Annotated in this window: 17 protein-coding genes; 6 read left to right on the top strand and 11 right to left on the bottom strand. The window is 37.3% G+C overall.

Translation table 11 applies throughout. The features are described 5' to 3' along the window. Positions 1-8: 8 nt before the first annotated feature. The 3 genes from DKG77_RS01675 to DKG77_RS01665 form a co-directional block, all read right to left on the bottom strand. On the bottom strand, positions 9-4340 hold the full coding sequence (locus DKG77_RS01675; RefSeq protein ID WP_109659577.1) for a CusA/CzcA family heavy metal efflux RND transporter: 4332 nt from the start codon (positions 4338-4340) through the stop codon (positions 9-11). A gap of 80 nt (positions 4341-4420) precedes the next feature. Continuing rightward, entirely contained in the window at positions 4421-4819 is a 399-nt protein-coding gene (locus tag DKG77_RS01670; RefSeq protein WP_109659576.1) for a hypothetical protein, read from the bottom strand. A gap of 101 nt (positions 4820-4920) precedes the next feature. Further along, positions 4921-5415, bottom strand: coding sequence for a DUF2391 family protein (locus tag DKG77_RS01665; RefSeq protein WP_109659574.1), 495 nt, complete (start codon positions 5413-5415; stop codon positions 4921-4923). A 465-nt stretch (positions 5416-5880) separates the two neighbouring features. On the opposite strand from DKG77_RS01665, the gene DKG77_RS01660 reads away from it, so the two are divergent. Beyond that, positions 5881-6213: a single-stranded DNA-binding protein gene (locus DKG77_RS01660; RefSeq protein WP_109659572.1), complete on the top strand. Its 333-nt coding sequence runs from the start codon at positions 5881-5883 to the stop codon at positions 6211-6213. 137 nt (positions 6214-6350) lie between these two features. Further along, positions 6351-6791, top strand: coding sequence for a hypothetical protein (locus DKG77_RS01655; RefSeq protein WP_133248399.1), 441 nt, complete (start codon positions 6351-6353; stop codon positions 6789-6791). A gap of 251 nt (positions 6792-7042) precedes the next feature. Here DKG77_RS01655 and DKG77_RS01650 read toward each other — a convergent pair whose 3' ends face one another. From DKG77_RS01650 to metG, 6 genes are all read right to left on the bottom strand, one after another. Next, positions 7043-7564 (bottom strand): ferritin, encoded by a 522-nt coding sequence (locus DKG77_RS01650; protein ID WP_109659569.1) that lies wholly within the window; start codon positions 7562-7564, stop codon positions 7043-7045. A 68-nt stretch (positions 7565-7632) separates the two neighbouring features. Next, positions 7633-8472 (bottom strand): phosphatase PAP2 family protein, encoded by an 840-nt coding sequence (locus DKG77_RS01645; RefSeq protein WP_109659567.1) that lies wholly within the window; start codon positions 8470-8472, stop codon positions 7633-7635. A gap of 29 nt (positions 8473-8501) precedes the next feature. Continuing rightward, positions 8502-9404 carry a histone deacetylase family protein gene (locus tag DKG77_RS01640; RefSeq protein WP_109661371.1) on the bottom strand — a complete coding sequence of 301 codons (903 nt, stop codon included), beginning with the start codon at positions 9402-9404 and terminating at the stop codon, positions 8502-8504. Between the two features lie 7 nt (positions 9405-9411). Then, the gene (locus DKG77_RS01635; protein ID WP_109659566.1) at positions 9412-11541 is read right to left on the bottom strand and encodes a Tex family protein; all 2130 of its coding nucleotides are present in this window, start codon (positions 11539-11541) and stop codon (positions 9412-9414) included. 38 nt (positions 11542-11579) lie between these two features. Next, positions 11580-12965: a hypothetical protein gene (locus tag DKG77_RS01630; protein WP_109659564.1), complete on the bottom strand. Its 1386-nt coding sequence runs from the start codon at positions 12963-12965 to the stop codon at positions 11580-11582. 19 nt (positions 12966-12984) lie between these two features. Then, entirely contained in the window at positions 12985-15066 is a 2082-nt protein-coding gene (gene metG / locus DKG77_RS01625) for a methionine--tRNA ligase (protein WP_109659562.1), read from the bottom strand. A gap of 163 nt (positions 15067-15229) precedes the next feature. Between metG and DKG77_RS16920 the strand changes: the two genes are divergently transcribed. Continuing rightward, positions 15230-15394 carry a hypothetical protein gene (locus DKG77_RS16920; RefSeq protein WP_165819314.1) on the top strand — a complete coding sequence of 55 codons (165 nt, stop codon included), beginning with the start codon at positions 15230-15232 and terminating at the stop codon, positions 15392-15394. An 86-nt stretch (positions 15395-15480) separates the two neighbouring features. On the opposite strand, the gene DKG77_RS01620 is transcribed toward DKG77_RS16920, so the two are convergent. After that, positions 15481-17193: a DUF1501 domain-containing protein gene (locus DKG77_RS01620; protein WP_109659560.1), complete on the bottom strand. Its 1713-nt coding sequence runs from the start codon at positions 17191-17193 to the stop codon at positions 15481-15483. A gap of 7 nt (positions 17194-17200) precedes the next feature. Beyond that, positions 17201-18712, bottom strand: coding sequence for a DUF1800 domain-containing protein (locus tag DKG77_RS01615; RefSeq protein WP_109659558.1), 1512 nt, complete (start codon positions 18710-18712; stop codon positions 17201-17203). Between the two features lie 169 nt (positions 18713-18881). Between DKG77_RS01615 and DKG77_RS01610 the strand changes: the two genes are divergently transcribed. The 3 genes from DKG77_RS01610 to DKG77_RS01600 all read left to right on the top strand — a co-directional run bounded on the left by DKG77_RS01610 (position 18882) and on the right by DKG77_RS01600 (position 21998). Further along, positions 18882-19241 carry a YraN family protein gene (locus DKG77_RS01610; protein ID WP_109659557.1) on the top strand — a complete coding sequence of 120 codons (360 nt, stop codon included), beginning with the start codon at positions 18882-18884 and terminating at the stop codon, positions 19239-19241. Between the two features lie 52 nt (positions 19242-19293). Further along, positions 19294-19953 (top strand): aspartate kinase, encoded by a 660-nt coding sequence (locus DKG77_RS01605; protein ID WP_109659555.1) that lies wholly within the window; start codon positions 19294-19296, stop codon positions 19951-19953. Between the two features lie 140 nt (positions 19954-20093). Then, a complete protein-coding gene (locus tag DKG77_RS01600) occupies positions 20094-21998 on the top strand; it encodes a DUF3352 domain-containing protein (RefSeq protein WP_243414784.1) in 1905 nt (634 codons plus the stop codon). Positions 21999-22057 lie beyond the last annotated feature (59 nt).

The raw sequence follows: 22057 nt of genomic DNA, 5'->3' as shown, positions 1-22057 counted from the left end.
CGTTGTGTTTATAAGGTTAAATAATTAATGGCAATAATGGTTTGGTTGTACTCATTGAGTTTATCCAGATAACTCAGCTTGATCTCATACGCACCTTCCAAACTCTGGATATATTGATAGAAATCAATCTCTCCATTTCTGAAACTGCCATTCGCAGTTTTTAAAATTTCTTCGGAAAGTGATTTACCTTCATTTTCATAGTAATCCAATGCATCTTGAAGTTGTTTTAGCGCTGTTTCCAGGATATTGAATTTTGCTTTTAACTGAATTTCGTATTCACTAGATTCTGCCTCTGCGATATCCATTGCAATTTTTGAAGCTTTAATCCGAGACGATTGCCCGCTGAAAAGTAAAGGCATTTTCAAGCCAAATTGATATCCATAAAGATTTCCATTTAACTGTGAATTTGTTCCTTGAAAATAATTAAGGCTTATATCGGGCAATAATTTTTGATTTTCCAAACGACGTTCTGCTTGTAGTAATGAGATTTTGTTTTGGTAATATGCCATTTCTACACTTGCATTAATATCTAAAATATTCTTTGACACCTTAAGTGAGTCTTCATTGGCCACAACAACGTTTTCATCTGTTTGGATTACTTTTAGTAACTCACTATAAGCGTGCACCACTTCTTTTTGTGCTTGCTTGTGGTTAATGTTGATTTGCTTCTGTTTAGAGATAGCAGTAATTTTCTCTAGATAATTGGTTTCACCCAGTTCAAAACGTCTAATCGCGATTTTGGAAAAATCGCTGTATAAGCTATCTAACCTTTTGTAAACTTGTTGTTTCTCTTTTGCAATTTGATATTCATAATAAGCGGATGTCACTTTGCGGGCAATCCCCTTTTTTTTGATATCATAAGAGCTAGAAGTAACCCCATAACGTGCTTTGTTCATTTTCTTTTCGGAAAAATAAACTGTTGGAAATTTAAAGTCTTGTTGAATTCCGAATACCTTCAGCGGTTCATTGTTCAAGGCTAAATTGTTTTCATCAAACTCATAATAAACCTGTGTTTTATCAAAGCTAAAAGCACTGTTTATTAAAACATCGGATTGTTCTACTTGTAATTCACTTGCCTTTAGTCCAGCATTGTTTTCAATAGCTAGATGAATTAATTCTGGAAGAGTCTTGGGTTCTTGCTGTGCTTTTGCATGTATAGAAAACAGCAAAACAAACATACTCAAACCTATTGTAGTGGCTTTGTTGGATGCTTTTTTCTTTGCTCTAGGGGCATTTACATACGCATAAAGTACCGGAAGCACCACTAAAGTTAAAAGTGTGGCAGTGATTAAACCTCCTATAACAACCGTAGCCAATGGACGTTGAACCTCGGCTCCCGCATTGGTTGATATCGCCATCGGCAAAAAACCTAATGCAGCAGCAGATGCAGTTAATAATACCGCTCTTAACCTATCTTTTGTTCCTTGTTTTATTAGGACTTCCATGCTTTTGAATCCTTCTTTTTGTAATGCTTTAAAGTGTTCGATCAATACAATGCCATTAAGCACGGCAATACCAAAAAGTGCAATGAAACCAACTCCTGCGGATATACTAAATGGTAAGCCGCGAATCCATAACAACAAAACGCCTCCAACAGTGGCAAGAGGAATTGCTGAGTAAATCATAAGGGCTTCTTTAACCGATTTGAATGCGAAATACAATAGCACAAAAATTAAGATGAGTGCTATAGGTACAGCGGCCATTAATCTTGATTTGGCACTTTGTAAATTCTCAAATTGGCCGCCATAGGTAATAGAGTACCCAATGGGCAATTTTATATTTTCATCTATTAATTCTTGTACATCTTTTACCACCGATTGCAAGTCACGGTTGCGAACATTAATGCCCACTACAATTCTACGTCTGGTGTCATCACGAGATATTTTTGCAGCACCTTTTTTATAGCTTATATCTGCCAGTTCGCTCAATGGAATTTTTCCGCCAGAAGGTAAATCAACATATAAGTTTTTTAGATTGTCAATATCTTGACGTTTCTGTTTGTGTAGTCTAACAACTAGGTCAAAGCGTTTTTCTCCTTCAAAAACGCTACCTGCGGATTTTCCTGCAAACCCCATGGATACCATATCATTCAACTCTTGAATATTGAGGCCGTATCTGGCAATTTTAGAACGATTGTATTTTACATTCATCTCTGGTAGCCCTGCAATTTTTTCTACTGTAACATCTGCTGCCCCAGGAACGTTTTCAATTAAAGCGCCGATTTCACTTCCCTTTTTGGCCAGTACTTCCAGGTCATCTCCAAAAACCTTGATGGCAATATCAGCGCGAACTCCCGTAATCAGTTCATTGAATCGCATTTCAATGGGCTGCGTGAACTCTATTTCCATTCCTGGAATAACCCCAAGGGCTTCTTTAAACTTGTCTGCCAGTTCATCTTTAGAGGATGCAGATGTCCATTCTCTCTTCGGTTTCAGGATAATTATCACATCACTTTCTTCCATAGACATTGGATCTGTAGGCACTTCAGCGGCACCGATGCGCGTGACCACTTGTTCAACTTCTGGAAATTCTTTTAAAAGTATCTTCTCAATTTGGGTAGTAATTTCAACCGTATTGCTTAAGGATGTTCCTGTTTTTAATACTGGCTGAATAACAAAATCACCTTCATCCAAGGTTGGTACAAATTCAGCTCCCATGGAGGTGAACAGATAGATTGAAATAGCCAAAAGGCCAATAGCGATTCCCAACACCAGTTTCTTGCTTTGTAATGCCCAATGAATAACGGGGTCATAAATTTTGCTGACCCATTTCATTAATCGTACGGAGATGTTTTTGTCTGTAGCTTTTGATGGTTTTAAGAATATCGATGCCACTGCGGGAACATAGGTAAAACAAAGAATCATTGCTCCAATGAGTGCAAAACTAAAGGTTAATGCCATAGGCTTGAACATCTTGCCCTCTACACCACTTAGTGATAGGATTGGGATGAAAACAATTAAAATAATAAGCTGTCCAAAGATGGCCGAGTTCATCATTTTTATTGCTCCAAAAGATGTGATTTCATCTTTCAATTCTTGTTGTTCTGCTTTGGCAAAAGTGTTGATCTCATCCTTCTTCTTCGTCATTTGAAAAGCAATGAATTCAACAATGATTACTGAGCCGTCTATAATGATTCCAAAATCGATAGCTCCTAAACTCATTAAGTTGGCATCCACTCCAAAGATGTACATTAAAGACAGCGCAAAAAGCAGGCATAATGGAATAACTGATGCTACGACAAGTCCAGAACGAAAGTTGCCCAAGAGCAATACCACGACAAAAATTACAATCAAGCACCCAAGAATCAAGTTCTCCGAAACGGTAAAAGTTGTTTTTGCAATCAGTTCACTACGATCAAGAAATGCATTGATGTAAACACCTTCTGGCAGTGATTTTGAGATTTCTGACACACGTTCCTTTACCGCTTCGATTACTTTTTTAGAATTTGCATTTTTGAGCATCATTACTTGCCCCAAAACCTTTTCACCTTCACCATTGCCCGTAATCGCCCCAAAGCGAGTAGCTCTTCCAAAACCTACCTCCGCAACATCTCTTATATAAATGGGAAAGCCACCTTCATTTTTAACAACGATATTGTTAATGTCTTCCAGAGATGAGACCAGACCTTCTCCACGAATGAAAAATGCCTGATTTACCTTTTCAATATAGCCACCACCAGAAACACTATTGTTCATTTCCAATGCAGTAAAAACATCATTTGCCGAGATGTTCATGGCATGCAATTTTTCAGTTTTAATGGCAACTTCGTATTGTTTTAGAAAACCGCCCCATGTGTTTACTTCGACCACCCCAGGAATACCAGAGAGTTGTCGTTTTACAATCCAATCTTGTATGGTTCTTAAATCTTCGGCGTTGTACAAGTGTTTAAACTCTGGTTTTACATCAAGGATATATTGATAAATTTCTCCAAGTCCTGTGGTAATAGGACCCATTTCTGGCGAACCAAAGCCTTTTGGGATTTTCTCCGATGCCGATTTTATTTTTTCGGAAATAAGTTGTCTGGGCAAGAAGGTTCCCATTTTATCGTCAAAGACGATGGTGACCACTGATATTCCGAATTTGGAAATGGAACGAACTTCCTTTACACCTGGTAAATTTGCCATTTCTAACTCTATGGGATACGTTATGAACTGTTCCATATCTTGCGTAGAGAGATTTGTGGATGTCGTGATGACCTGAACCTGGTTGTTTGTTACATCCGGTACGGCACCAATGGGAATTTGAGATAATGAGTACAGCCCAAACCCTATAATTAAGGTTGTAAATAAGAGAACAATAAACTTGTTCTTTATACTGAAATTAATAATATGTGATAGCATTTTTTAAAATATAATCTGCGTGAACAGTCCAAAACCAAAGGAATGGTCAAGGAATTAAAATTGAATAGACTGGCAATTACTTATGAGAGCCGCGGTGGCTGAAGGAGCCCATCCGAATGAAGTGAGGAAGAAAGTGATTGATAATGAAAATTAGCAGGACTAAATTCTAAAAATACAGGTGTGTTAAATTCCGTATTGTATGTGTTCAAGGTAAAATCAGTTAGTGAGGTGGCATGCGATTGATGCTGAAAAGGGAGTTGTTCATGGTCTTCCTTTTCTTCTTGATGTTCTTTGTCGTGATCGGCTTTTAACTCTCCGTAATGTTTGGAAATGAAGATTAGAACATTATCTCCATATTCTTTATTGTGAAATTGTGCATGCTCTATGAACTCATCAATTTGCACCAAATCATCAAAGTGTAACCCAAAACTTTGTAATAAGATTATAAAAGATAACGATATGGAAAATAGTTTGCTCACTATCACAAAGTTAACAAAATTACGTGGCGTTTTTGCAGCTTAAAGTCAATTTAAGTTCTTTTTGGCAATAGAAGGCATCTATACATAAAGTGAGACAAGAACTATTTTAGGACATCACTTATGGTTGCACTCATTGAAGCGGGGAATGCAACTATGATTATACGTTTTATTGCCAGTACAAAATCCGTTTCCCAAGGGCATCTTTGTATTATGGTAAGGAGAACCGCCACGACCAATATTGAAATAATATAGGTTGCAATGACCCTCTTTATATAGTTGAAGACATTTCCATTTATATTGAATCGATAGAAATTGAAGAAAACGAAAAGTGCAATGAAAACAAGTGAGATTATAGAAAGAAACCCAACGTTCAATAGCGGCAGTTCTTCTCCCAATTTCCAAGCCTCCTCAGTATAGGCTACAGGAAGTGCCAAAATCGTGGATCCAATTATTATCTGCATTATGTCCCTGGGTTTGAGCTCCACCATTAAAGGTTTTGTCACATAATGAAGCAGTTTTCCACTAGCATCTGTAATGGGAATCATTTTATGTAGATAGCCCCCAATTCGTTTTGTAAATGTTTTTTGGCTTTCCATTGTTTTAAAGATAGGGAATAAACCTTCCTGAACCAGAAAAAGAATCTAGGGGTTGGTGGGCATCCATATACAAAGCGGGACAAAGGGTGAATAAAAATTAGGTTTTCTTATATTCACTTTTGATATGTCACTTGTAAAACTGATTCAGTCTATTTATACAGAAATCAAAAATTACCCACGAAAAAAGTTTTGGATGGATAACTTGTGGTTAATTCTTTATGGGATGGCTTTTTCCGCATTTCTTCTACTTCTCTACTGGATACTAAAGTAAGTTGCAGCCTCCTGAACCAGAAAAAGAATCTAGGGGTTCGTGGGCATCCATATAGGTTTTTAAATAATTACATTCGTTTACAAACGAAAGCAAACGGTTAAGAACCAATTCATGTTTTTTTCCAATAGTATGTTTGCCCTGTCGGATGATAAGAATTCGATAGTATTAACTGTTTATCACGTAAAATAAAAATTATGAATTCGCTAAAAAACAAAGTGCAGTTGATTGGAAACTTGGGAAATGACCCAGAAATGGTAATCTTGGAAAATGGAAATAAACTGGCCAAATTTTCCATTGCTACCAACGAAACGTACAAGAATGCCGATGGAGAAAAGATTACAGATACTCAATGGCACAATATTGTGGCATGGGGAAAGACCGCAGAGATAGTGGAAAGTTATTTGGTAAAAGGAAAAGAAGTTGCCATTGAAGGTAAATTAGTATCACGATCATATGAAACCAAAGAAGGAGAAAAAAGATACATTACAGAAATTAAATGCAATGAACTACTAATGCTAGGTAAGTAGCTGGTTAGATACAGGTTATCGATAAAGGGGGCAATTGGCCCCCTTTCTTTTAGTATGATGGATTTTAACTTTAACTTAATATAAGATCACGCAACAATTATAGAAGTTGTGCGTCCAATATAGTATAAGACAGTATCATGAAATCTGTGCAAACCCTTTCATTGCTTTTTACCTGTAGTTTTTGTCTATCGACATGGGCACAGGATGTGCAGAATAACAAAGGATTACGCTTTTATGAAAAACTGGCAAAAAGAGATGCTAGTTACGAGCAGTCAATGCAGTTGTTGGGTAACCAAGATGAGTCTGATTATTGGATAGACCAGCGCAACTATGAAAGGCATTTGGGAAAAGCCAATTTTACATCATACTTAGTATACATGAAAGGTAAAAAAGACGCGTACCATGAACATGTGCAAACTTGCGACCATAAATATCGGCATAGCGAGTTGTATTTAGAAAAAGCAAAGGAGTATTTATCGTTATCCAATTCTGATGAGCTGTTAAGCCTCAAATCTCAAAATGTGGTGCAATCTTTCACTCAAAAGAAAAAGGATAATAAACCCGAACATAGAAAATAAAAAAAACGCTTAAAAGCGTTTTTTTTATGCTACTTTCTTAAGTAGGTCAAAACAAGGGCAACGCTTGCAACGTTTATTTTCTCCCTTTTTATATTTTTTGCAGCACTTTGTTTTACAATTGGTAATGGGCAATTCCTTTAACAAGGCCTTGTTGTTTTTCTTTGAATCTTTTTTCTTTTTTCCCATCGTAAGCTAAAGACGGGCCAAAAATAGTTATTTTAAATTAATCTAAATAAAAGAATCATCAAAAATTATTCTCCCGCTGTATTGGAAGCTGCACTTTCCACTGTAATCTGCTGTACATCGCGATCAAAAAGGTAAAGCCCTCCTTTGTCATTACCAATTAAATTGATTTTATCCAATACCGTTCGCGCTAAGGCTTCTTCCTCCAATTGCTCTGCCACATACCATTGCAAAAAATTATGTGTGGCATAATCTTTTTCTTCCAAGGTTACATGAACCAAATCATTGATGCTATTTGAAACGAATATTTCATGCTGATATAATTCCTCAAACATTTTTTGAAAGGAAACAAAATCAGTTTTTGGTGCTTTCAGTGTTGAAATTTTAGCGTGTCCCCCTCGTTCGTTCACGTACTTCACCAATTTTAGCATGTGCATACGTTCCTCATCTGAATGGCCGTACATAAAACCGGCAATTCCTTCCAAGCCTTTTACTTCTGCCCATGAAGCCATTGATAGATATACCTGAGAAGATTCTGCTTCTATTTGTATTTGATCGTTAAGTGCTTTTTCAAGTTTCTTTGATAACATAGCTTGATGTGTGTTTAAGACATAAAATTACAAAATGAGTATTTGTTCTCTTGATTTTTATGCAATTATTAAAATTGAACCACCAAACCAAGGGTGTTTGGACCAAAAGATAGGTTCCAACTAAGGTCTTTTTCTGTGTTGTTATACTTTTGGTCGTATTTTTTATCTAAATACTTATCTATGGACTCAACAACAAAAATACTGAGAACGGTACTGAATGCCACATCTGAAACCCAGTGAAAACCATCAGTAATTCTGGCAAACCCGGGAATCATTCCCACGGTATAAATACCAGCTTTTATCCAAGGGCTTTTAAATTGTTTGGCAATGGCATATGCATTAGTAAATGCTAACATGGTATGCCCAGAAGGAAATGCATCGTAATTTTTTTTCCTAGCTATTTGAAAAGGGTCATATACACTGGATGAATCACCACTTTTTGGTCTGGCCCTTCCAATCATACGGGCACTTACTTGTTGTAAAAAGCCAATAGCGGTTGCCGATGAAATCAACAAGACCCCTGTACGCCTTAACTTTTCATCTTTGGTAAAAAGTCCTGCAAGATAAACACCGCCAGTAAACATATAATTGTTTTGTGGGTTACCATACCTGTTCCCATAGTCCACAAGAAAATCTGGGACATCTTCTCTAAAACCATCTACCCAATTATCCATTTCGTCATCAACCGTAAACAAAAAGGCTGTGCCAGCCGTCAAATAAGCCAGATTGGACCAATCTTTGCCCTTCCAATGAAAAGGTCTGCTATAGGAATGCCCAACACCTCCAAAGACATTGCCCATGTCGTAGGTAAAATTATTCCAGAGGTTTTTTTCCTCCTTGATCTCTAAATCCTGACCTATTAGTGGAACCGCAAATAGCAGGAGAAAAAGGTACTTTAATGACTTCATAAGGTTGAAACTAAAATAAGCCGGTAAAATTAAGCATAAATATCCTGTGCTAACCTAAAAGTATTTGCATGCGCATCAACAATAGTATTAATGTCTGGAGAATAACCACCACCCATACTGCATTGTATTGGAGTATTTGCATCTAGGCATGTTTGGAGCACATATGAGTCCCGTTCCTTACAGCCATCCAAAGTCATTCCAAGGGTTCCTAATTTATCGGAAGCAAGCACATCTACCCCGCACAAATAAAACACAAAATGGGGTTGGACCTTATCCAATATTCTTGGTAGCATGTTTTTTAAAATAGAAAGGTATTCTTGATCAGTAGTTCCTTTTTCCAGCGGAATATCTAGATCGGAGGTTTCTTTTTTAAATGGATAGTTTCCTTTTCCATGCATGGAAAAAGTAAAAACGGAATCATCATCTTGAAAAATCTCAGCAGTGCCATTGCCTTGGTGAACATCTAAGTCCACAATTAGGATTCTTTTTGCCAGGCCTTTGTTTTGAAGATATCTGGCCCCAATAGCTTGGTCGTTGAGCATACAAAAAGCTTCGCCTCGGTTGGAGTATGCATGGTGAGTGCCTCCGGCAATGTTCATGGCGATACCATGCTTCAACGCAAATTCGCACCCTTTAATGGTGCCATCAGCGATAATGCGTTCTCGTTGCACCAATTCATTGCTCAAGGGAAAACCGATTTTTCTGGCCGCACTTGGTTTAATGTTAAGAGTGATAAGATTGTTATAATATTCCGAATCATGCACGGCCAAAATAGGTTCATTACTTGGTATTTCCGGTTGAAAAAAATTGTCTTCAACACAGGTGCCTTCATGAAGCAATTGCTGTGGTAGCAGCTCGTATTTGATCATCGGAAACCGATGCTTATCTGGCAAGTGATGTTTATAGATGGGGTGAAAAGCTATTTTGAGCATTGTAGGGTCAATCTTTTTTATACAATGCCAATTGAATACGTTTTCTAGACACATCTACATCCAAAACCTTAACCACAATTTGTTGGTGTAGGCTTACATGCTCATTAACATCTTTGACGAACGAATCTGATAAATTAGATACATGGATAAGGCCACTTTCTTTGATCCCAATATTCACAAAACATCCAAAATTGGTAATATTATTGACAATGCCTGGCAGCAATTGACCTGGTTGTAAATCTGTAATCTGTTTAATGTTCTGGTTAAATGTAAAGACTTTGGCCTTTTCTCTGCGATCCAATCCTGGTTTTTCCAATTCTTTAAGAATATCTTCCAAGGTAGGCATACCAATGGTTTCCGTGCAATAGGATTTAAGGTCAATGCTTTGCAATACAGCTTTGTTTCCAATAATATCTGCTAACGGCACTCCTTTATCTTTGGCCATTTTTGCAACAATACCATAACTTTCAGGGTGTACCGCAGAATCATCCAGCGGATTCCCCCCTTCTTTTATCCGTAAAAAACCAGCACCTTGTTCAAATGCTTTTCCGCCCAGACGAGGCACTTTTTTAATCTCACTTCTACTTTTAAAAGCACCATTTTCATTACGGTATGCCACAATATTTTCAGCTAGTTTTGGTCCAATACCCGATACATAGCTCAACAAAGGAACACTTGCAGTATTGATATTAACACCGACTGAGTTGACACAGCTTTCTACAACGGTATCCAAAGAGGTTTTTAACTTGATCTGGTCCACGTCATGTTGGTATTGCCCAACACCAATGGATTTGGCATCAATCTTTACCAGTTCAGCCAAAGGGTCTGCCAAACGGCGACCAATAGAAACTGCACCTCTAACGGTTACATCATAGTTGGGAAATTCGTCCCTTGCAATTTTTGATGCCGAATAAATGGATGCACCTGCTTCACTGACCACAAAAACTTCAATGGGATTTTTAAATGCAATGCGCTTAACCAATCGCTCTGTCTCTCTAGATGCAGTGCCATTACCAATGGCAATCGCTTCAATTTTATGGGCATCCACTAAAGAACTTATCTTTTTAATGGCACCAGAACTGTCATTTTGTGGTGCGTGTGGATAAATGGTCTCGTTATGTTTTAAGTCTCCCTGTGCATCTAGGCAAACTACTTTACAGCCAGTTCTAAACCCAGGATCTATGGCCAAAATTCGTTTTTCGCCTAAAGGGGCACCGAGCAATAACTGCTTTAGATTTTTAGAGAATACCTGAATTGCATCGGTATCAGCTTTGTCTTTGGCGTTTTTTAAAAGCTCGTTGGATAATGAGGGCAACAAAAGTCGTTTGTATGCATCAGCAATGGCCAATTTAATTTGAGTCGTACAAGCATTATTCGATTTTATAATACGCCTTTCTATAGTGTCAAGCGCTCTATCATTATCAATTTCAATTTTTATTCGGATGAAACCTTCTTTTTCTGCTCTTAGGATAGCTAAAAAACGATGTGAAGGGCAACGATTTAAGGATTCACTCCAATCAAAATAGTCACGGAACTTTTGGGCTTTTTCGTCCTCTTTTTTGGTTTTTATCACTTTTGAAGTGATTAGAGCATGTCGCTCTAGCTGATTTCTGAGCTGATTGCGAATATCGGTACGTTCATTGATCCATTCAGCTATGATATGACGAGCACCTTCCAATGCATCATCTTCATTAACAATTTCTTTGCTGAGGTATTTGGATGCAATGAATTCAATCTCATCACTTCGTTGCGCCATGATGATTTTGGCCAAAGACTCTAAACCATATTTACGTGCAGTCTCCGCTTTTGTTTTTTTACTTTTTTTGAATGGAAGATAAAGATCTTCCAAGCTGGTAAGGGCGATACAATTTTGAAACTTTGATTGCAACTCCGGAGTAAGGAGTCCTTGTTCTTCAACCGCTTTTATAATGGCAGTTTTTCTTTTTTCAAGCGCTTCAAACTGAGTTTTAAACTGTACAATAGCACCAACCTGAACTTCATCTAAATTACCTGTGCGTTCTTTTCTGTATCGAGATATAAAGGGAATAGTGCAATCTTCGTTTAGTAATACAACCGTGTTTACAATGCTCTTTTCTGAAAGCTGTGTGTGTTTTAAGATGTAGGGGATGAGTTGCATTTGGTGCTGGTTGATAAATTAAAGTAGGCGTTTTTGAATTAGAACCTTCTGACCACATATTTGTTTAAACTTTTATTAAAAGAGCCATATAAGTAGCCATCTGAGACTTTCGTAAATTCCTCATGAGACCCTTTCCCATTTTCATCCACGAATTTTTTTAAGGAATCCAAAACGTTTGATTTTACCACACCCTCTAAATAATTATAATTTTTATCAAACTTACATTTTATAAAGGTCGACTTTGTCGTAGTGTAGCTATATACTGCAGCAATTGGTCCATAACCAATACCAAAGCCAGACACCCCTTCTTTGAATGAACCAAGTGTAATGACATTGTTTCCGTTCTGGTTGAATACCGAAATGCCTACCTCTGATCTTGAAATATTTCTAAGAAATCTATTTGTATTGTCAATTTGTTTTGAACGATTTCCTAACCCAGTACCTTCAAAATAAATAGCTGCATTCTTGAAAGGAATATTCTCTCCCTTTTTTATCTCATAAGTTTTTAGGACCTCCCTAGTATCGAAGTCTTTTATTTCCATTTTTACGATATCACTTGCACCCGTGACTCCAAAATATTTATTGTCAAAAATGAAGCTATTTGATTTTCTACCATTAACAACATTAGCGATAAAAGGCTTGTTAAAAGTTGTAACAGTTTTAGAAAAATTATCTAGATCAATGGTAATAGCTTGTGTTACACTTCTATTACTTTCAAGCGCTAGATAGAGTTTGTTATTTTCAATAAACATCTTAGAAGGACTAGCAGTGATTTCTAAAGAATTTGGGGTTTTCGTATTTATCTTTTGGAGTGGCGTTTCCAAAGCTTTACCGAATGGCGAATATAGTAGAGTAGTGAGAGGGACTATATTGTTGTTCCAGTGGCGAAAATTGGTTTCACCTAAGTCAATGACTTCTTTTTTATGCTCTCCTTGGTTATTAAAGCGATACAAATTTAAAATACTAGACCTATTGTTAATTGTTAGTATGTAAAATGAACCTTCTACTGCAAAATGTTGAAGAAACCTCTCTTTTTTAAGTTCTATTTCAGACCCTTTGAATTTTGCCTTTTTACTGTTGAAATCAAACTCACCAACTGCAAACTTATCAGATGTGTTATTACAGACTATAAATATGAACTTATTTTGATTGGTCACAATTCCCCCCAGTGGAGAAGAATATTTATTCAGAATCGCATCAAACTCAATTGATGATTTTTCATTCATTGAATTATCAAATAGGAATGCTTTTGATTCCTTCTTATTGAAGAAAAACAAACCTAAATTGTTGTTTGTCTTATTTGGTATTTGAAAAGCTCTTTTAATTTTAAACCCTTCAGGAAGTTGTTTTTCAAGAACTATATCTTGGGCTTTGCTTATTAGTACACCTAAAAATACAAGCATTAAGAGCAATTTCTTATTCATATTAAAAATAAAGCTATTATTAATTTATGGTCTCTCCATTCCCCACACCTTCTTCATCTGGGTTTACGAAAACCAATTTGCCTTCCTCGTTTTCAGTCATGAGAATCATGCCCTCACTTTCTACGCCACGCAGTTTTCTTGGGGCAAGGTTTACCAAAACGGTTACTTTTTTGCCTACAATTTCTTCAGGTTTAAAGCTTTCTGCAATGCCAGAAACAATGGTACGGGTGTCTAATCCTGTATCTACTTTTAAAACCAAAAGTTTGTTGGCCTTGGGCATTTTTTCAGCCTCTATAATAGTGCCAACACGCATATCCAATTTGGTAAAATCGTCAAAAGTTATGGTGTCTTTTTGTGGGGTGATTTCCTTGTCCATTTGTTCGTTTGCTTTTTTGGTAGCTTCGAGCTTCTCAAGTTGTGCTTCAATTTCTTTGTCTTCTACCTTTCGGAACAACAATTCACTTTTATTGATTTGATGACCTGCGGGAAGAAGAATATCCGAGGTACTTATGTCACTCCATCCCAAAGATTTCTCACCTTCGTTAGAAATGACATTAAGAATGTTTTTAAGCTTGTTGGACGTAAATGGTAAAAAAGGCTCACTCAATATGGCCAAACCTGTTGCAATCTGAAGTGCCACATACATTACGGTTTTTACGCGTTCTTCATCAGTTTTTATCAGCTTCCAAGGCTCTTCGTCCGCCAGATATTTGTTTCCCAATCTTGCAAGATTCATCAACTCTTGACTGGCCTCTCTAAAGCGATAACGTTCAAGAGAGTTCGAAAGAGTATCAGGAAAGCCCTTTAAGGCGTCTAACGTCTGTTTATCAACTGCTGAAAGGGCATTAGGATTAGGCACCACACCATCATAATACTTATGGGTAAGGACAGTCACACGGTTTATAAAATTGCCAAAAATAGCTACAAGCTCATTGTTGTTCCTCGCCTGAAAATCCTTCCAGGTAAAGTCGTTGTCTTTTGTTTCGGGTGCATTGGCGGTCAAGGTATACCTGAGCACATCTTGCATATCTGGAAATTCTTCTAAATATTCATGCAACCAGACCGCCCAGTTTTTGGAAGTAGATAGCTTATTGCCTTCTAAATTTAAAAACTCGTTGGCGGGCACGTTTTCCGGGAGTACAAAATCTCCATGTGCTTTGAGCATGCTTGGGAAGATGATACAATGAAAAACAATATTGTCCTTTCCAATAAAATGGAGCAATTTGGTGCTTTTATCTTTCCAATAGGGTTCCCAATCTTTTCCTTCTCGTTCTGCCCATTCTTTTGTGGATGAGATATATCCAATAGGGGCATCGAACCAAACGTACAATACCTTGCCCTCACCACCTTCCACCGGAACGGGGATCCCCCAATCCAAATCTCGGGTAACAGCACGTGGTTTTAGGCCATCGTCTATCCAAGATTTGCATTGGCCGTAGACATTGGGTTTCCAATCGTTTTTATGTCCTTCTAAAATCCATTCTTTTAAAAATCCTTCGTAGCGATCCAGAGGTAAAAACCAATGTTTGGTTTTCTTCAGGGTAGGCACATTGCCAGTAATCGTAGATTTTGGATTTATCAAGTCTGTGGCGTTCAAAGATGAACCGCAATTTTCGCATTGATCACCATAGGCTTCTTCGTTTCCACATATGGGACAGGTACCCACAACGAATCTGTCTGCCAAAAACTGTTGCGCCTTTTCATCATAAAGTTGCTCGGTTACTTCTTCTATGAAATCATTTTGATCATATAGTTTTTTAAAAAAATCCGACGCTGTTTTATGATGAATTTCTGCCGAGGTACGGGAATAATTGTCCATAGAAATCCCGAAATCAACAAATGATTTTTTAATGATCTCATGATACTTGTCTATAATCTCTTTTGGAGAAACGCCTTCTTTTTTGGCCTTCATGGGAATGGCCACTCCGTGTTCATCACTACCACATATAAAAGCGACATCATGTCCTTTTAAACGTAAATAGCGGGAATAGATATCGGCAGGAACATAAACACCGGCCAAATGCCCAATATGGATTGGTCCATTAGTGTAGGGTAGTGCTGCCGTTATGGTATATCTTGATGGAGAATTGGTCTCTGACATGAATCATTTTAATTAGGCCCCAAAAATACTGAATTTCATTCGAGTGATTCTATCCTTTATATGGACTTGTTGAAGGGTGTTAGGATATCGAAAAATGAAGTTTTTAAAAAATGAAGGATGAGATAATCAGTATATTGTAGGAATATTCTACAAAAACAATATTATGAGTACAGGTAACCCCAAGAAATTCAAGAATCTTAAAAAATTCAAGGAAGTTTTAAAAGAAGAAAAAAAAGAAGAAGTGACGCGAGTGTACAAGGACAAAAACCACGAAGTAAAAAAGGCCTTGGCATTTAAAACAGATAAGGACAAACCGAAACTGACCTAAAAAGGAAACCTCCGAATCATGCAGCTCTAATTGGGGTGGGGAGTTGCACTATCGGAGGATTCTGGAATGTATACGTTACGACTTGTCTACATTATCATTACGGATTTACTCATTTTTTCGTCTCCTACCGAGATTCTATAGATATATTTTCCAGTGGACAGACTATCTCTCATTCGCTCCCTGATATTAATTTCAGCGGAACCTTCCAACATCATCTCATTGAACACTGTACCTACATTTTGGCCTAGGATGTTGTATAGTTGAATATCGACATGGGCCGCAACGGGCATTTCCAAATAAATATGTGGAGTGCGCTCAGTTGGATAGTAAGGCCTATGGATGATTGTAGCCAATGCATCTGGATCTGGATCCATACCATCTGGACTAGGTGGGGTATCTGGTAATGTTGGCGGATCACTATCCATTGCAATATCATCAAAGACTTCACCACTACAATTGAAACCTAGGTCTATAGCCTGATAGGTATAGCCTAACAAGTGACGTTCAACTGCTTCTCTTGGAACGCATAACCACTCTGCCAAGACTGTACCATAGAGATTTCTAAAATCCATAGTGTGTTCCAGGTTTCCACGTCCATTAGGACTTTCCAGTGAAGGGTGGTCACCAATAAAAGCACTTCCATTCAATCCTGATCCGAAGAATAGGGTTGGAGCTGCTTTTCCATGATCCGTACCATTTGAACCATTTTCAAAGATTCTTCGACCAAACTCTGAGAATGTCATGCTCAATACCTTTTCATCTTGTTGGGTAAAAGCAACATCTTCATAAAAATTATTGATGGCAATAGAAAGATTGGTCATCAATCTTTCATGAGCAAGTGGCTGATTACCATGAGTGTCAAATCCTCCCATAGAAATCATATACACTTTGGTGCCTAAGTTTCCTTTGATCAGTCTTGCCAAAAGGGCCAATTGTCTTGCAAAACCATTGTCTTGGTATTCCACTTGGTTTTGTCCTCTCTCGTAAGCTTCATGAATTTTCCCTGCATATTCATAAGTAGTGTTTGCCACACCTCTTAAGAATTTAAGTTGATCACCGTACATACAGTTATCAAAAGGAGCATTTTCAATATCATAAAAGAAACCAGTTTGTGCAATTTCTTCTAACTGATCAATGTTATTGGTAACGAAAGCATAGTTTGTTTCTTCACCTTGAAAAACCAAGTTGGCCAAATTACCAATTTGAATAGCTGCAGGAGCTTCTGGCGGATTGATTAAATAATCTGGGAAACATTCCTCAAAATGTCTTCCCATCCATCCTGTATTTAGCCCGCTAAAACCAGTTGTGGTAAGATCTGTGTTGGCAAAAATATCTGAACCTGTGAAATGGGACAGGCTTTGGCCTTCGTAACCAACGCCGTGAACAGCTTTGAACTGACCTTCTCCCCATAGCGGCTCAAGAGAATTCATGTAGGTAGGTACGCCAAAATCATCAGTAAGTTTTAAGACCTTACTTTCGGGGATGTAGATATTGGGTCTTGCATTAGCATAAGTATCATATTGTTGAATTGGAATAACCGTGCTCAGTCCATCATTACCTCCAGATAACCTAATCAAGATTAAAATGTTATCTGTATCTGCATCTGCAATAGCAGATGTTAAAGGAGAAGGTGCCGAAGCTGAAACCAAGTTACTTCCTAAAAACATAGAACCTGATCCAGCTATACCCAATGCTTGGATAAAGGAACGTCTGCTCCATGTTTTGTGTTCTAAATCGTGGCCATCATGTTCTAGGCCTTTGTGTGGTGTTGTATCGTGAGTATGATGAGTATCGCACATAGTAGGGTTATTTAAGTTGAAATTCAGGTTCTCTAGATAGGTGACGTAATAAAACATAAACTTGGGTAGGTACTTCAGCACTTATAGAAAGCGACCAAAGACTTAACCCTCCTGCTATGTAATCTGGCGAATAATAATTCTCAGGTACGTCATCAATTTTGAAGGCATCCATTGCATTTTCAAAATCCTGATCTGTTAATAAACCTTTAGGTGTAAACTTGTTCACCAAGGCCCGCACTACTATTTCTGGATTACTGGTGTTCATATCGGCAGCGCCAACTGCATCCATGGCCAATGTCCTAAATTGCTCAGGATTGGCTTGGAAGAAACGCTCCAAGAAAACTTCTGATGTCAACCAACGCCCAATTATAAAATTGGTGTTGATCCATTGTCTGTCTCGCTGCCAACCGGCAACATCAAAAGGATCAAACATGGTCTGGCCAATTAATCTGGAAGCATCCACTACGTTGATCACTGTGCCATCATCATAGGTGAATCCAGTTTCTTTGATCAAGTTCATATAAAGGTCAAACGGACTCTTGATGATTACACCGATAGCGGTTTCATCAAAAAAATGTTGACTTCTGAATAATTGTGATAGTACTGGGGCAATTTCAAAATTGTTGGCAACGAAAGTTTGCGCCAATTCATCAATAATATCTGGTGCTATACCTCCATCATCATTTGTGGAATCTGGATGTACAAAGAATTCATAAAGTTTTTTGCAGATAAAACCAGCTATTTCATTTGGTCTTTGGGTAAATAGGATATCAATTACATCATCGTATCCCCAATTTCCTGTTTGCCCAAAAATAGTTTTGTTATCTGTATTGAAGTCCTCTGCATCAAAGGCAACTTGGGTACAGCCTTCTTCACCACGATCGGTATACCCTGAAATAGCTTTTGCAGTTTCAATGATATCATCCTCTGTATAATTATTGCCCTCACCTAATGCAAAAAGCTCATAAAGCTCCCGGGCATAATTTTCGTTTGGATTGTTTCCGCGGTTTCGAACACCATCTAAATAATATAGCATGGCACTTGTTAGACCAATTTCGCTAACAAAAGTTCTAAAGTTTCCAATGGCATTTCGCTGTAGACAGTTTATGTAATAATATAAAAAGGAATTACAATCATAAACATCTAATTCTGTTACAAAATGATTGCTCCAGAAGAAACTTAATCTATCACGAAGATTATTGTCTAATAATGCGTTACCATAGGCTATAGTAAATTCTTCTACCTGAGCTCTTCTTACTTGCCTTGCTAAATCATCATCCGCAGGATAATCAGCATTTGTCCAATCTGCCCAAAGAGGAGCAGGTATTGGCGGCATGGCAAGCGCTTGATTTACTAAATTGTCCACAATGGCAGTGGCTGTTTGTCCAACAGCGGCATTAATGGTCTGTACTGAGGCACTAAAACCAAGCCTCCTGTACAAATGGGCAGCACGCAACTCATCCAATGGAGTAGTATACGGCGCCAAAGTTGAGGAATTACAATTAATGAAGTACTCCATAGCAATGTCTGGCGTTAATTAGGTCCATAGTTTTGGGGCAACTATATGTTTAGTTAACGTTGGGTGTGGTTCAATTCAGCCAACAAATTACAATCTAAACGTTGTTTTTGCCTTGAACTACCAAATTTTTCGATGAACTGCACATATTTTTTAATATTTTTCATAATCCATGGGAAAACATAACGAATTTGGGAAGCTTGGCGAGCAAAAAGCTGTTGATTTTTTAATTGAAAAGGGTTATGAAATACTTTTTAAGAACTATCGCCATTTAAAGGCCGAGGTCGATATCATCGCCAAAAAAGGTGAGGAGCTAGCCATAGTAGAGGTGAAATCTAGAACAATTGGTTTTTTTGGAGATGTTTCAGACATAATAACCCCAAAGAAAATAAAACTCTTGATCATGGCTGCGGACCATTATGTTCAAGAAAACCGTTTAGAGGTTGAAGTTAGGTTTGATATTATTACTGTGATAAAAAAGGGAGAAAAGTTTAAAGTTGAACATTTGGAAAATGCCTTCTATCATTTTTAACCATTTGTTTTATTTATAACAATATGTTATTTTTGCTTAAAAGCCACCCGTAATGAAAACCATTTCTGCTGTAGTTGAACATTATATTAAGAAGAAGCCCTTCTTACAAAGCGCCCTAGCTCAAGGAATCATTAACCTTACATCTTTGTCCAGACAAATAAAACCCGAAATATCAGATGCATTGGGAAAAGATGTAAAGGACGGTGCTATAGTCATGGCGCTAAAAAGATTATCTGACGATCTAGAGTTTAGAGCAACACATAAGATTGTAAAAGTTCTTAAGAACATAGGGGAAATTACCGTTCGCTCTTCTTTAACCGATTATACATTTTTAGCTTCGGATACTATTTTGCAACAGCAGGCCAGATTATTGCAAGAGGTAAACGCCAATCAAGATGTGTTCTATACTTCTTCCAGGGGTGTAAATGAAATTAATATTGTAATCAGTAATCTCATGGATACAGTGGTAGAAAAGTATTTTAAGCATGAACGCTGCACCCAGAAAGCTGAAAATTTGTCCTCTATTACGGTAAAACTACCTGCAGAAAATGTTTCTGTGCCTGGAATTTATTATTTTATCTTTCAACGACTGGCTTGGGAAGGCATTATATTGTACGAAGTTATTTCAACAACCAATGAGTTCACCATTTTGGTAAATGAGGAGCAAGTTGATGTAGCTTTTAAGACCATTAAGGATTTGAAATCTCTATAACAATCAATGTTCTAGACTAAAGTATCCGCTTTTTCGTTGTTAGAAAAGACACTTCTCTACCAATGATCAAAAAAAGATTTCTCTTTACTATACTCGCATTATTGCTTATTTACATCGGCTACCTTTTATATATTTTGGTTTTGTCCCCAAAAACCAATTTACAATCCATTTATTTGATTCCTAGGGATGCTGTTTTTGTAATAGAATCTGAAAAACCTGTTGAGAGTTGGCAAAAAGTGAGCGAGTCCAAAGCTTGGCAACACCTTCAAAAGAACGGATATTTTGCAGAGTTAACAGAAAACATTCAGAAAGTAGATACCGTATTTAATAACAATCATAAGTTATTTGAATTTTTTGACGGGAGGTCTCTGTTTATTTCCATCCATATGGTTTCTGAAAAGGATTATGGTATTTTCTATGTGCTGGACCTAAAGCGAATAGCCAAGCTAAAACTGCTTAAAACCTATTTGAATACGTTGCTCAATGACAATTACTCTTTAAGCAAAAGAAATTATCATGAACATGAGATTTTGGAGGTGTATGATCGTAAGAACAAAGAGACCATGTACCTATCTTTTGTAAAAAACCAGTTGGTAGCTTCTTATACCCATACATTGGTAGAAGCTTCTATTGATCAATATGAAGAACCATTGCTGGGTAGGAATTTGAATTTTATTGAGGTCAACAAAAAAGTAGGATATGAAGATTTGTTCAGATTATATCTGCAGTACGACTTTTTGGACAACTACTACAAGCGTTTTTCTAATAAACCAAGTGATTGGGTAAATCGGATAAGTGAGAATTTTTTGTTTTCGGGATTCAGCTTTGATCTAGACAAGAACAGCACCATTACCGCAAATGGATACAGCAACATAAGTTCTACAAATCATAATTATTTAGAGGCACTTCAAAAATCCGGTAAAGCCAAACGCACAATTCCTGGCATAGCGCCCAAAAGAACCGCATTATATGTTAGTTATGGTTTTGATAGCTTTTCAGAGTTTTATGAGAATTTTGAAACGGTCCAAAAGGACAACCCTGAACAGTTTAACACCTACCAAGAAGGCATTGAAAAAGTAGAGAAATTCTTAAAGATAAATGTCAAGGAGAACTTTATAAGTTGGATTGACGATGAGATAGCGCTGCTTCAAATAAAATCCGAAATTTCTAAAGGGAAAAATGACCTTGCCTTGGTGTTAAAAACCAATGCCATTGATAATGCCAAAACCAATTTGGATTTTGTACTTAAACAAATCAAAAAGAAGACTCCCGTAAAATTTAAAGCAATTACTTATAAGGAGCATGAAATCCATTTCCTCTCTATCAAAGGATTTTTTAAAATTTTGCTGGGAAATCGGTTCAAGGAGTTTGACAAGCCCTATTTTACGATCATAGACCAATATGTTGTATTTAGCGATAATCCCAATACATTAAAAAGTATTATTGATGATTTTGTGGTCGAAGAAACCTTGTCATCTTCAGAAGACTTTAAAGACTTCGACAAAAATTTCAAAAGCGAGTCTAGTCTATTTGTGTATAGCAATATCCCAGTTTTGTATGATAATATGTATTCGTTAGCTGATGGTTCTACTCGCATACAATTGCGAAAGAATAAAGATTTTATCATCTGTTTCCCACAGATAGGGTTTCAATTAACCCCAGATGACAACTTATTTGAAAGTAGGTTGGTGGTCAACTATCAAAATGTGGAAGAGGTAAAAACAAAATCCCAGTTTAAGGAAGGCGCCAGCGTTTTAAAAACCACGGTCCAATCAGCAAAAACCAAACAGATTACGGATGCCGTTTTTAATCTAAAGCCCATTTACCCAACTGACTTAAATGCCAAGAGCTTTCATAGAAACTATTCCAACGGGAAGCTCAGGTTCGAAGTAGAATTAAAGGATGGCCTTAAACATGGCCGTTACACCGAGTTCTACTCCAATGGCAATGAAAAAATGACAGGGCGGTTCAAAAAAGATGAACAAGTGGGAACATGGCGGTATTATGATGCTGCCGGGGAGTTGGTAAGGAAGAAGCGATTTTAATATATTCTCAAAAGCGCTTCAGGATGTAACTTGCAATTAGTAACTTGATTTCCCAAACC

Origin of the sequence: Flagellimonas aquimarina (assembly GCF_003149745.1) — a bacterium.
Classification (GTDB): Bacteria; Bacteroidota; Bacteroidia; order Flavobacteriales; family Flavobacteriaceae; genus Flagellimonas; species Flagellimonas aquimarina.
This window is presented reverse-complemented; position numbering and strand designations above follow the sequence as displayed.